Origin of the sequence: Proteus sp. G2674, from assembly GCF_009915195.1 — a bacterium.
GTDB classification, from domain to species: Bacteria; Pseudomonadota; Gammaproteobacteria; order Enterobacterales; family Enterobacteriaceae; genus Proteus; species Proteus mirabilis.
Genome location: NZ_JAABLS010000038.1, coordinates 188,494 through 201,344, shown reverse-complemented (window position 1 = coordinate 201,344; position 12,851 = coordinate 188,494). Strand labels below are relative to the sequence as shown.

The following is a 12,851-nucleotide window of genomic DNA, read 5'->3' as shown; positions in this document are numbered from 1 at the left end:
AATTAGAAATGGTGATATAACAGGCGGGAGGGAAGGGCGTATTTTATCACTTATGGGGAGGGATAACGCGATAAAGGAACAGTACAAGAGAGTTGTGAACGGGGTTGATACTGTCAGTCAACAGCATCAACCATTAACATCAAACACGCTTATTATGTGGTATCACCACTTTTCCATACCATTTTTAGGTACGAGCGCTAATCTGTCTGCTAATCGTTCTCCGTCATCAGGGAAGCAAAGCTCAGGTGCTAAATCCGCCAATGGATAAAGCATAAATTCACGCACCTTAAGTCCATAATGAGGCACAGTTAAACGTTCGGTCTGTATAACTTGATCACCAAATAACATGATATCTAAATCAAGGGTACGAGGTCCCCAACGATTACCTGCTTTTCTTTCACGACCATGGGCAAGTTCAATTGCTTGTGTATGGTCGAGCAACTCTTCTGGGGCTAAAGTAGTATCAACGGCGACAGCCATATTGAGATAATCGGGTTGATCTTGAGGTCCCATAGGGCGTGTGCGATACCAAGGTGATTGGGCAATCAGTGTAGTATTAGGGATTTCACTAATCGCTTTTATCGCCGATTTTACTTGCTGTTCTGGTGAGTTTAAATTACTGCCCAGAATAATATACACACGCTGTTGTTGCTTACTCATGTTTGTTCTCTTGTCTTGGTGCATTATTTTTTGCATTAGGGTGACGAGGACGTTTACGAGGACGTGTTCTTTTGCGTACCGGGCCTGGACCTAATTCAGAGACCATAGAGCGTTGTTGTGTATTGTTTGAAACCTGAAAATCAGCCCACCAAGCGGCTAATGCTTCCAGATCAGGATTTCTTTGTACATTAGCGCGTAATTCCAGTAGATCAAATGCTGCACGGAACTTAGGATGCTCAAGCAGTTTATTGGCTCGGCGCCCTTGACGCTTAGGTAAACGCTGCTGTAATTGCCAAATATCACGCATTGTGGTGGTGATACGTTTAGGGATCGCAATAGTACGGCATTGCTCATCTAAAATATCATTCATCGCCATTGAGAAAGCATCGTAATAAGACAGTCCACTTTCTTGAGCCAGTTTTTCGGCATGCTCCACTAAGGGATACCATAGCATTGCTGCAAATAAGAATGCCGGATTTACGCGCATTTCTTTGCTAATACGATAATCGGTATTCTTTAGCACCTGTTCGATCATTCTTTCCATTGGGGTATCTTGTTGCTCAGTGATCCTTGAGGCAACTAATGGAAAAAGAGGCTCTAAGAGTTGGAAATGGCGCATTAACCGATAGGTTTTATAACCATGTCCTGTTTGTAATAATTTCAGCGATTCTTCAAATAGGCGTGCTGAAGGAATATTACGTAATAGTGGTGCTAATTGGCTAATTGGCTCTGCAGTTTCCGGTGCGATACGCATATCCAGTTTACTGGCAAAGCGGATAGCTCTTAGCATCCGAACCGGATCTTCACGATAGCGAGTTTCAGGAGAGCCAATTAAACGAATAGTACCTGATTTAAGATCAGCCAAGCCCCCCACATAATCACGTACAGCAAAATCATCGACGCCGTAATAGAGACTATTTAAGGTAAAATCACGACGAATGGCATCTTCTTCAATCGATCCGAAGATATTGTCGCGTAGCAACATACCGCTTTGTGCTTGTTGTGACTGATTGCGATCGGATGTTTCATGATCTTCATGAGAGCCACGGAAAGTAGCGACTTCAATCACTTCGGGGCCAAACATAATATGCGCTAGACGAAAGCGTCGACCTACTAAGCGACTATTACGAAATAATCGACGGACTTCTTCTGGCGTTGCATTGGTAGCAATATCAAAGTCTTTTGGTTTTTTCCCTAATAATAGATCGCGTACACCACCACCCACTAAATAAGCCTGAAAGCCTGAATTATTCAGACGATAAAGAACTTTTAGTGCGTTATCACTGATGTCTTTACGCGAAATCGGGTGTTGATCTCTTGGGATCACAGTCATTGGCAAATCACTCCCGTTCGCCTTTTCGTTATTACTTTTGTTCTTACGGGGACGGTCTGCGGATAGGGCAGGACGCCGACGCACAGTCGTTTGTGTTTCTTTTTTAGGTCGGTCAGATGCAGTGACAGGCCTTTCACTCGCTACCGATTCTGTATCTGACGATGTTGTTTGTCGTCCTAGCAAATTACGGCAGAAATGCGCTACTCGGTTAAAAATATGACACCTCGAATAATTAAATCTAATAATTAAAAAATTAAGCGGCTAATCATAGCCTACTGAACATTTTTTGAGAATGCTTTGTGTGGGTTATTGTGCATCTTCATCATAATGTTAACGAATAATCTTGCCTGACAGCAACGGTTGACGAGGTAAGAAAATGTGCTCCATCAATATTGTTCCTTGCTTATGGCCATCAGCTATAGTGATAGAATTATACGCAAATAACTTCTCTTTTATGTGAATAAACATCGTCATCACAGTGCGAATAGTCTGAGTTATTGTATCAAGAAGTATTAATTGGAGGATGATATTATTGATGTGAAAGCGCCAACGCTCATAATTTGTGTCAGCTTGAAGATAACGAGCCAATGCTGTAACCAAACCACCAAAACAAAGTTGGTTTATTAATAATGGCACTAAATGCCTAATACACACTGTCATCTTGGGTATTAACGTTTAGATTAAAGCCCCAGTACCTAAGTACTGAGGCTATACTCATTAATTAGCCAGCCATCTGTTTTTCACGGATTTCAGCTAATGTTTTACAGTCGATACAGAGATCGGCTGTTGGACGAGCTTCTAAACGGCGGATGCCGATTTCAACACCGCAAGACTCACAAAAGCCGAAGTCATCATCTTCAACTTTCTTCAGTGTTTTCTCAATTTTCTTAATGAGTTTACGTTCACGATCACGGTTACGCAGCTCAAGACTGAATTCTTCTTCTTGTGCAGCACGGTCAACAGGATCGGGGAAGTTGGCCGCCTCATCTTGCATATGAGTGACGGTACGGTTGACTTCATCCCTGAGCTGATTGCGCCAAGATTCAAGTATTAGCTTAAAATGCGCTAATTGGGCTTCGTTCATGTACTCTTCGCCCGGTTTTTCCTGATATGGCTCAACGCCAGCAATAGCGAGAATGCTCATGGACGATGTTTTACGCTTTTGCCCTTCTTGCATAATGCTTCTCCTACATACGCATTTTCTGAATAATCCCCCACCTTAAATAGGAAGGGAAAAAAATAGGGCGCTATAAATAGCAGATGCCCGCGCGGATAGCAATTATTCCTTTAATAAGTTTTCTCATGATGTGAAGGCACGCAAGTAAAAAGGCCATTTTAGTTAAAAAATACTTAACCAACACCATGAAAATGTATTAACCTTTTGAAATAAAAGGTAATTGCTTTCCAATTGTTAAATCGTACTCACTAATATTGATGCGATAACATAAAATTTCAACCCCAGCATCACATGCTTGTTTTAGCAATAAGTCATACTTAGGGTCAATCTCTTTAGCAACAGACACTTGTGTAATGCCAGTATGGGGGACAGCGTAAAATAAGATAGCCCTTAAGCCCGATTTTGCGATAGCGGTCAACTCTCGAAGGTGCTTTTGACCTCGCTCTGTTTTAGCGTCAGGAAAATAGCCCATTCCAGCATCTAATAAAGTGACCGATTTCACTTCAATATAGCAGTCAACTTTATGATTTGACTTAAGTAAAATATCAATACGGCTATTCTCACTGCCATACTTCACTTCGCGTCTTATTTCATCATAGTCAGATAATTCTGGAATATCACCAGCTTCTATCGCATCGGCAATGATCGTATTAGCTCTTAAGGTATTAATACAGATCCAATCACCTGATTGAGTTTGTGTTAATTCCCAACTATGAGGATATTTTCTTTTGACATTCGATGACGTGGAATACCAAACCGTATCACCTGGAGTTGCGCATCCCGTCATCGCACCCGTATTAGCACAATGGAGCGTGAATTCTTCACCATTTGCCGTCACTACGTCTGCTAAAAAACGTTTGTATCGTTTTAATAAAGTGGCAGATTGTAGTGGTTGTTCAAATTTCATAATCACCCCGGTGAAAATACGTCCTTTAATAAAGGGCTAATGCTACAATGAGCCACAGAGAAAGTTAATCAGTTATGGAGCTTGTGTGCATCTATTGCCAATTTTTGAGGTAGCAGGATCTGTTGTTACTGCATTAAAACAATGTCCCCAAGTCTTACTTCACGCCCCCACAGGAGCGGGAAAATCAACCGCACTGCCACTGTATTTGCTTCAACAAAATATATTTGATGGCAAAATTATTTTATTAGAGCCAAGGCGTATTGCGGCAAAAAGCATCGCTTATCGTTTAGCAAGTCAACTCAATGAAGAGGTGGGTAAAACGGTGGGGTATCGCATGCGTGCTGAAAGTAAAGTGAGCCAGCAGACGCGCCTAGAAGTGATCACCGAAGGGGTGTTGACACGTATGTTACAGCAAGATCCTGAACTGACAGGTGTAAGTTTAGTGATACTTGATGAATTTCATGAGCGGAGTTTGCAAGCAGATTTAGCGTTAGCACTGCTATTAGATGTGCAATCAGGATTACGTGATGATTTACGCCTTTTAGTGATGTCTGCAACATTAGATAATCAAAAATTAACTTCACTATTGCCGGATGCGCCAATGATTAGTTCTGAAGGGCGCAGTTATCCTGTTTCACGGCATTATTATCCTATTCAATCACACCTGCCTTTTGAACAAGAAGTTGCCACGATGGCGCGACGTTTGCTTACACAAGAGACGGGCTCTTTACTTGTTTTTTTGCCCGGTAGTGCAGAAATTATTAGAGTCGCGCAATTATTAGCTGACAAAGTGGATAAATACACCTTAATTTTTCCACTTTATGGGGCTCTTTCATTAGCACAACAGCAACAGGCCATAGAGCCTGTAGAAAAGGGATATCGCAAAGTTGTATTAGCAACAAATATTGCAGAAACCAGTTTAACAATCGAAGGTATTCGCTTGGTGCTCGACAGTACCATTGAAAAACGTGCCCAGTTTGATTTAAAAAGTGGTGTAACAAGCTTATTGCGCCAACGAATAAGTCAAGCTTCACAAACGCAAAGAGCGGGGCGGGCAGGACGTCTTGAAGCCGGAATTTGTTGGCACTTAATCAGTCAGGAACAAGCTGAGCGCGGGGCAACTCACCAAGTACCTGAAATTTTATCTAGTGATCTCTCTTCGTTATGGCTTTCAATATTGCAATGGGGATGTCGTGATATAAACCAACTCTCTTGGTTAGATACGCCTACACCAGCAGCAATAAACGCAGCTAAAACATTATTGCAACGATTAGGTGCCATTGATAATCAAGGGGGATTAACCGCGCGGGGAGTACGTATGGCACAGTGGGGCATCGATCCCCGATTGGCGGCAATATTAGATTATGCTAGTGAAAAAAGTGAGCATCATCTTGCTACCGCAGCAAGGCTGTGTGCCATTTTAGAACAGCCACCAAGAGATAGAGAGATTAGTCTTGAATGGCTGATCCAACAGAAAAATCATCAATGGTCACAGCGTGAAAAACAGCTATTACAGCAATGCAAAGGGCAATGTCGCCCAGAATTATTAGCATCACTATTGAGTGTCGGATTTGCAGATAGAATAGCCAAAAACCGTGATAATCAAGGTCGATTTCGCCTCGCTAATGGACAAGGCGCAATGATGGATAATACTCAACCTATGAGCCAATCGCCGTGGATTTTAGCACCATTGTTGTTGCAAAATGCACATTATGCGGATGTGCGAATTTTATTAGCCTTACCTATTGATATTAATGAAGTATCCTCTATCTTTCCGGAATTGATACAAGATAATACCACCGTTGAATGGGATGAAAAGCGCGGTACACTTCTTGCGTGGCAACAGCGCCAATTAGGTCAGTTAACCGTTAGTCAAATGCCATTAGATAAACCTAATAAAGCGCAAATGCAAACGGCATTATTAAATTGGTTACGTAAACAAGGATTAAGTGCTCTACCCTTAAGTGAAGAGAGCAAGCAACTGTTTATTCGCCTTGCTTTAGCGCAAAAGTGGTGCCCTGAGGCCAATTTACCTGTATTGAATGAAGCCGTTTTATTAGACTCATTAGAATTGTGGTTACAACCTGAATTAGGCGATACCCAATCACTTAAGGCACTGCTACAAATGGATATTAATGGGATAATTAAAAATCAGTTAACTTGGCATGAGCAACAATTATTGCAAGAGCTGTTCCCAACACACTATATTGCTCCAACGGGCACTAAAGTGATGATTAGGTATGATTTAGATAATCCGCCGATTATTGCTATCAGGATCCAAGAGGTTTATGGTGAAAAACAAAGTCCTATTGTGGCAAAAGGGCAATTACCTGTAGTGATGGAGTTACTTTCTCCAGCTATGCGACCTATCCAAAAAACACAAGATCTCGCTACTTTTTGGGCCGGAAGCTATACACAAGTACAAAAAGAGATGAAGGGGCGATATCCCAAACATTTGTGGCCAGATTCACCCGCAACAACGGCCCCCACTCGACGTGTAAAAAAATGGAGTTAGCGCGTATATATACGTGCTGAATAACAATTTGAGAGCTTTCCTGTGGGATAGCTTGGAAAAATAGCGACAATGTTAGGCTTCTTTACCCTAAGGGTGTGGTGAAGAGGTTTTAATGAGAGAAACTGTTCATGAGTAGAAAGAAAAAACCAGTAAAGAAAACCAATAGAAGGCGTTCTTGGTTTTGGTTATTTGTTAAAATCGCCATTGTGGTTGCGGTTTTAGTCGGCATCTATGGTGTTTATTTATATTCCCAAATTAAAGAGCGCCTTGACGGTAATGTATGGGAATTGCCTGCTGCCGTTTATGGACGTACTGTCAATTTAGAACCTGGCATGAACTATAGCCAAAAAGAGATGGTAAGCTTACTGGAAGGTATGCAGTATCGCCATGTCAATAAAATCACCCGTCCTGGGGAATTTGTTGTTAAAAATGGCACTATAGAGATGTTACGTCGACCGTTTGATTTTCCAGATGGTCGCGAAGAGCAAATTTTAGCGAAATTAACCTTTGAACAAAACTCATTGGTGAGTATCACCAATATGAATAATCAGCGTCAATTTGGTTTCTTTCGCCTCGATCCTAAGCTTATCACTATGATGCAATCGGCTAATGGTGAACAGCGTCTATTCTTAGCAAGAGATAAATTTCCTCAACTATTAGTCGATACATTAATTGCTACGGAAGATCGCCGTTTTTATGAGCATGATGGCATCAGTATTTATTCTATTGGTCGCGCGGTGTTAGCGAACTTTACCGCAGGTAGAGCGGTACAAGGGGGAAGTACTTTAACGCAGCAATTAGTAAAGAACTTATTCCTAACCAATGAAAGAACGCTAAAAAGAAAGCTTAATGAAGCCTATATGGCGATTATTATGGATGCGAGCTATAGCAAAGATCGTATTTTAGAGCTGTATCTTAATGAGGTGTTCTTAGGGCAAAGTGGTGATGAGCAAATTCGTGGTTTTCCACTGGCTAGCCTTTACTATTTTGGTCGACCTGTTGATGAACTAAGTCTTGATCAACAAGCATTATTGGTTGGAATGGTGAAAGGGGCTTCTGCATACAATCCATGGCGTAATCCTAAGGCTGCATTAGAGCGCCGTAATGTGGTACTAAAATTATTACAGACCCAACAAATTATCGATCAAGAGCTTTATGATGTATTAAGCGCGCGTCCTTTAGGAGTAAAACCTCGTAGCGAAGCGCTAACGCCACAACCGGCATTTATGCAGTTAGTTCGTCAAGAGCTACAAACTAAATTAGGTGATCAGGTTAAAGATTTATCGGGGACTAAAATTTTTACAACGCTTGATCCTGTTTCACAAGATGCAGCGGAAAAAGCGGTAGAAACGGGAGTTGCTGATTTACGTAAAACACGCAAAATCAACGATCTCGAAGGCGCAATGGTTGTTGTAGATCGCCTCAGTGGTGAGGTTAGGGCGTTAGTGGGCGGTTCACAACCACAATATGCCGGTTTTAATCGTGCCATGTCCGCACGCCGTTCAATTGGCTCATTAGCAAAACCAGCAACTTATTTAGCCGCATTAAGTGAGCCTGAGCGTTTTCGTTTAAATACCTGGTTGGCGGATGAACCTATTTCAGTGCCTATTCCGGGAGGAAAACCATGGCAACCACGTAACTACGATCGTGGTTATAAAGGGCGATTGATGTTGGTGGATGCTCTTGCTACATCACGTAATGTACCAACGGTTAATCTTGGTTTAGAAGTTGGGTTAGACCAAGTGATCAAAACGTGGATCAAACTAGGTGCCCCAGCAGAAAATTTAGAAAAAGTACCAGCGATGTTACTTGGCGCACTAAACTTAACCCCAATGGAAGTGGCGCAAACTTTCCAAACAATCGGAAGTTTAGGTAATCGCGCTAAATTATCGGCATTGCGCTCCGTTATCAACCAAGATGGTACGGTGCTTTATCAAAGCTACCCGCAAGCAGAAACAACGGTTTCTCCACAAGCAGCATATATGACACTGTTTGGTATGCAACAGGTGGTTAATTCAGGTACAGCAGCACGAGCATTAAAACCTAAGTTTGGTCAATATAACCTTGCAGGTAAAACCGGAACCACCAACGACTTACGTGATAGCTGGTTTGCGGGTATTGATGGTAAAGAAGTCACTATTGCATGGATGGGACGTGATAATAATGGCCCAACTAACTTAACAGGATCGACAGGGGCATTGATCCTTTATCGTCATTATTTAGAAAATCAAACACCATTAACATTAAATCCACCTGTACCAGAAGATATAGCACAGATGTCGATTAATGCTGAAGGTAACTTTGTTTGTTATGGTGGCGGCGTGCGTACATTACCTGTGTGGACAGCAGATCCTGATAGCCTCTGTACACCGTTACCACAAGAGAGCGACGGCGACGATAGTGCGGCGCCTAAATGGTTACGCGATCTGTTTTCTGAGTAATTATTCGTAATACTATTGAGATAAAAAATATCCTCCTGCAATCGCGGAGGATATTTTTTTGCCAGCAATACCAGCAATAAATGCTATTTAAGTAATGAAAGATTACGCTTTCATTTTGCTAAAGGCATATTCAGCCGCATCGATAGTACGTTGAATATCTTCTTTGCTATGAGCGATAGACATAAAGCCTGCTTCAAAAGCCGACGGAGCGAGGTAAATACGTTTTTCTAACATTAAGTGGAAGAACTGTTTAAAGCGTTCGACATCGCAGTTCATTACGTCTTGATAGCAAGTCACTTCTTTGGCATCGGTAAAGAATAAACCAAACATACCGCCTACATGGTTCACTACCATAGGGATACCTGCTTGTTGTGCTTTTTCAAGTAATCCATCCGCTAACATAGTGGTAAGTTCATCCAGTGTTTGGTGAACTCCCGGTTGTGAAACTTCTTGCAAACAAGCTAGACCCGCTGCCATCGCAATGGGGTTACCCGATAATGTTCCCGCTTGGTAGACAGGACCGATAGGGGCTAATTGAGACATCACTTCTTTATGTCCGCCGAAGGCACCTACAGGCATGCCACCACCTATAATTTTACCTAAACAGGTCAAGTCAGGATCAACATCGTAATAAGCTTGTGCGCCGCCTAATGCGACACGAAAACCTGTCATTACTTCATCAATAATCAGTAATGCACCAAATTCATCACATAATGCACGTAATCCCGGTAGAAAATCGGCTTTAGGTGGAACACAGTTCATATTACCGGCAACGGGTTCAACAATAATACAGGCGATTTCTTCCGGATAATTTTCAAATGCTTGACGTACTGAATTTAAATCGTTGTAAGTACAAGTTAAAGTGTGTTTAACAAAATCAGCAGGAACACCTGGAGAGTTTGGTTGTCCCATCGTCAATGCACCAGATCCTGCTTTGACTAATAAGCAGTCTGCATGTCCATGGTAACAGCCTTCAAATTTAATGATTTTGTCACGACCCGTGTAGCCACGAGCAAGGCGAATGGCACTCATGGTGGCTTCTGTACCTGAGTTCACCATACGAACCATATCCATCGAAGGCACTAACTCAGTGACTAAATTCGCCATTTCCACTTCAGCAGCCGTAGGAGCACCAAAGCTTAGGCCTTTTTGCACCGCATCAGTTACAGCGTGGCGAATAGCGGGGTGATTGTGGCCTAATACCATCGGTCCCCATGAACCGACATAGTCAAGATAAGCACGTCCATCGGCATCATAAATATACGCACCATTAGCACGTTCAATAAAAAGCGGTGTGCCACCAACACCGTTAAATGCTCTAACCGGTGAATTGACGCCACCAGGTATCACTTGTTGTGCGAGATTATAAAGCGTTTCAGACTTGCTCATGTCAGACTCCTAATGATGGGTGAGCGTAAGATTAACGCCTATTCTAAAGCACAGTGCAGATGAAGCCAAATACACGACAACAACATTTTGATTTATCATTGTTATTGTTCGAGTTGGTACTCATTAATAAAGAAAAGTTGTGTATCAAAAAGTGCATTTTGTCCACAACAAACTTGAAGGTTAAGAGCAGGTATTAGATAATCATCACATTATATCAGCAAGAAGCATCAATTTTTGCTGGCTGTTTTTTACTGGATTATCCAGTCTGGAGTGAACAATGAGTGATGATATGGCTCTGCCGTTACAATTTACAGATGCGGCTGCAAATAAAGTAAAAGATCTAATTGCGGATGAAGAAAACCCAAATCTGCGTCTACGTGTTTATATCACCGGTGGTGGCTGTAGCGGATTCCAGTATGGTTTTACCTTTGATGATGCTATGAATGAAGGTGATATGACCATAGAAAAACAAGGCGTTGCCTTAGTTATTGATCCAATGAGCTTGCAGTATTTAGTGGGTGGTTGTGTTGATTATACTGAAGGCCTTGAGGGCTCACGTTTTATCGTCACCAATCCTAATGCGAAAAGCACTTGTGGTTGTGGTTCATCGTTTAGTATCTGATTTTTATATTATTTGACGTCGTGGCTACACTGCCGTGCCACGGCGTTAGCAATCCCCACATCTTTATATATGCTCCGCTCACTGCACGTTATTGGTTGTGTTGCAGCTTGCCTACGACTATTGTCTGTTAACCTCTTCAATCTTCATTTAAATAGTTAATTGACTTTAAAATGAGTGGATTGCGATAGCCTCACAAATCTGTTGAGCCGCATAAATAATACGTGGTGCTGGTCTGCTAAAACTATCTTCATCAATAGCGATAATAGGAATATCTAGTTGAGGTTGCCAAAATTGTTGTATTGCGGCAATTTGGTTTGGTTTACCACTAAATAAAATCAAATCAGGTTTTTTACTGATCACTTGCTCGCGGCTGACTTGTGGCCAAGGAACTGCACTATTCGCAAAAATATTTTCGCCGCCACAAAGTTCGGTAATCTCATTTTGTAATGAATGTTTTGATGTCGTAAATAGGGGGTGCATACCAAACTGAATAAAGACTTTTTTCTTCGCTTGATGAGGCGTCGTTGAGGCGTACTTTTGCTGTAATTCTTGATATTGCTGACGTAATTTTTGTGCACTTGCTAAAGCGACTTCAGGATGAGTGCTATAAGAAGAAAGTCGGGTAAGATCGTCAATGATTTCTTCGATACTGTGTGGATCGGAGTAAATAATAGGGATACCCAATGATTTTAACTGATCGAGCGGTCGTTGAGGATTACCGCTTGGCCATGCAATAATTAAATCAGGTTTTAATAGCAAAATGCGTTCTACATTAATGCCTTGCCAGTCGGCAACTTGTACGAGAGCTTTTGCTGCTTGTGGATAATCAGAATAAGCGCTCGCCGCAACCATATTCTCTCCCATACCTGCGGCATAAGCCATTTCCGTGGCAGATGGGGATAAAGTAATAACACGTTGTGCGGGAGTGGCTGCGATAACATAATAAGGTGTCAATATCAGGCTTAGCAGCAGTGCAAAAGTGTTTAAGAAACGCATTTTTTCTCGTCTTTATAGTCAAATATACCCGTCTATTTTTATCTTACCTGCTGAGCTAAAAGAGAGACGGGTTTGTTAAGTGGCTTATCGATTAAATAAATTAAAACTGAGTCTCTGTTTTTAATTTATCAAGCATAGTGGTGACCATTAAGCTTGATTGTTGTGCGGCAACAGATAAAAACTCATCAAAACTTAAATGCGATTCTTTATCTGCCACATCTGAAATGGCGCGAACAACAACAAAAGGTGTATCAAATTGATGGCAAACATGTCCAATAGCGGTTGATTCCATCTCAACAGCGACGACTTCTGGAAAAGTACGACGAATACGCGCTAATGGCTCGGCACCATTAATAAAAGCATCGCCACTACAGATTAATCCACGCACGGCATTTAATTTTAGTGATCCAATACACTCTTGAGCAATATTGACCAGTTTGGGATCGGCAATAAATGCCGGCGGGCATTGTGCCATTTGACCCGGTTCATAACCGAAAGCAGTAACGTCGGCATCGTGATAACGTACTTCTGTTGATACGACAATATCGCCAACATTTAATTTTGCATCTAACCCACCTGCAGAGCCGGTGTTGATCACAACATCAGGGCGAAAATGTTCAAGTAATAGTGTGGTACCGATGGCGGCAGCCACTTTACCAATACCTGATTTTAGTAATGCAACATCTACACCATTGATTTTGCCAGTATAAATTTCACAACCACCACGAGAGACTATTTCGCAGTTTTCAATTTGTTCACGCAGAAGTTTGACTTCTTGTTCCATTGCACCTATTACGCCAACTCTCATTGT

Annotated in this window: 10 protein-coding genes and 1 pseudogene; 3 read left to right on the top strand and 8 right to left on the bottom strand. The window is 41.8% G+C overall.

Annotated elements, in window-relative coordinates; genetic code table 11:
• Positions 1–162: 162 nt before the first annotated feature.
• The 5 genes from folK to sfsA all read right to left on the bottom strand — a co-directional run bounded on the left by folK (position 163) and on the right by sfsA (position 4,077).
• Entirely contained in the window at positions 163–660 is a 498-nt protein-coding gene (gene folK, locus GWI58_RS15245; RefSeq protein ID WP_004245001.1) for a 2-amino-4-hydroxy-6-hydroxymethyldihydropteridine diphosphokinase, read from the bottom strand.
• Positions 653–2,209, bottom strand: a complete 1,557-nt coding sequence (pcnB, locus tag GWI58_RS15240; RefSeq protein ID WP_369946343.1) for a polynucleotide adenylyltransferase PcnB — start codon at positions 2,207–2,209, stop codon at positions 653–655. The genes folK and pcnB overlap by 8 nt, the downstream gene beginning before the upstream one ends.
• Positions 2,210–2,323: 114 nt before the next feature.
• Complete coding sequence (locus GWI58_RS15235) at positions 2,324–2,629, bottom strand: hypothetical protein (RefSeq protein ID WP_004252502.1); 306 nt, start codon at positions 2,627–2,629, stop codon at positions 2,324–2,326.
• An 85-nt stretch (positions 2,630–2,714) separates the two neighbouring features.
• Positions 2,715–3,170 carry an RNA polymerase-binding protein DksA gene (gene dksA, locus GWI58_RS15230; RefSeq protein ID WP_004244998.1) on the bottom strand — a complete coding sequence of 152 codons (456 nt, stop codon included), beginning with the start codon at positions 3,168–3,170 and terminating at the stop codon, positions 2,715–2,717.
• 196 nt (positions 3,171–3,366) lie between these two features.
• Positions 3,367–4,077: a DNA/RNA nuclease SfsA gene (gene sfsA / locus GWI58_RS15225; RefSeq protein ID WP_004244997.1), complete on the bottom strand. Its 711-nt coding sequence runs from the start codon at positions 4,075–4,077 to the stop codon at positions 3,367–3,369.
• An 85-nt stretch (positions 4,078–4,162) separates the two neighbouring features.
• On the opposite strand from sfsA, the gene hrpB reads away from it, so the two are divergent.
• Together hrpB and mrcB are read left to right on the top strand one after the other, a co-directional pair.
• Positions 4,163–6,592 (top strand): ATP-dependent helicase HrpB, encoded by a 2,430-nt coding sequence (hrpB, locus tag GWI58_RS15220; RefSeq protein WP_110229793.1) that lies wholly within the window; start codon positions 4,163–4,165, stop codon positions 6,590–6,592.
• Between the two features lie 131 nt (positions 6,593–6,723).
• A pseudogene (mrcB, locus tag GWI58_RS15215) lies at positions 6,724–9,033 on the top strand (bifunctional glycosyl transferase/transpeptidase); the annotation flags it as partial.
• A gap of 102 nt (positions 9,034–9,135) precedes the next feature.
• Here the strand turns inward: mrcB and hemL are convergent.
• On the bottom strand, positions 9,136–10,422 hold the full coding sequence (hemL, locus tag GWI58_RS15210; RefSeq protein ID WP_012367503.1) for a glutamate-1-semialdehyde 2,1-aminomutase: 1,287 nt from the start codon (positions 10,420–10,422) through the stop codon (positions 9,136–9,138).
• Positions 10,423–10,699: 277 nt separating this feature from the next.
• Between hemL and erpA the strand changes: the two genes are divergently transcribed.
• Positions 10,700–11,044 carry an iron-sulfur cluster insertion protein ErpA gene (gene erpA, locus GWI58_RS15205; protein WP_004244992.1) on the top strand — a complete coding sequence of 115 codons (345 nt, stop codon included), beginning with the start codon at positions 10,700–10,702 and terminating at the stop codon, positions 11,042–11,044.
• 165 nt (positions 11,045–11,209) lie between these two features.
• Here erpA and btuF read toward each other — a convergent pair whose 3' ends face one another.
• Positions 11,210–12,040: a vitamin B12 ABC transporter substrate-binding protein BtuF gene (gene btuF / locus GWI58_RS15200; RefSeq protein ID WP_161769317.1), complete on the bottom strand. Its 831-nt coding sequence runs from the start codon at positions 12,038–12,040 to the stop codon at positions 11,210–11,212.
• 100 nt (positions 12,041–12,140) lie between these two features.
• Positions 12,141–12,848, bottom strand: a complete 708-nt coding sequence (mtnN, locus tag GWI58_RS15195) for a 5'-methylthioadenosine/S-adenosylhomocysteine nucleosidase (RefSeq protein WP_004244989.1) — start codon at positions 12,846–12,848, stop codon at positions 12,141–12,143.
• Between the last annotated feature and the right edge of the window lie 3 nt (positions 12,849–12,851).

What these genes read in the sequence shown, in the direction of transcription:
- folK (WP_004245001.1), bottom strand. Translation starts at nt 660, where the DNA reads ATGAGTAAGCAACAACAGCGTGTGTATATTATTCTGGGCAGTAATTTA.
- dksA (WP_004244998.1), bottom strand. Translation starts at nt 3,170, where the DNA reads ATGCAAGAAGGGCAAAAGCGTAAAACATCGTCCATGAGCATTCTCGCT.
- sfsA (WP_004244997.1), bottom strand. Translation starts at nt 4,077, where the DNA reads ATGAAATTTGAACAACCACTACAATCTGCCACTTTATTAAAACGATAC.
- hemL (WP_012367503.1), bottom strand. Translation starts at nt 10,422, where the DNA reads ATGAGCAAGTCTGAAACGCTTTATAATCTCGCACAACAAGTGATACCT.
- erpA (WP_004244992.1), top strand. Translation starts at nt 10,700, where the DNA reads ATGAGTGATGATATGGCTCTGCCGTTACAATTTACAGATGCGGCTGCA.
- btuF (WP_161769317.1), bottom strand. Translation starts at nt 12,040, where the DNA reads ATGCGTTTCTTAAACACTTTTGCACTGCTGCTAAGCCTGATATTGACA.
- mtnN (WP_004244989.1), bottom strand. Translation starts at nt 12,848, where the DNA reads ATGAGAGTTGGCGTAATAGGTGCAATGGAACAAGAAGTCAAACTTCTG.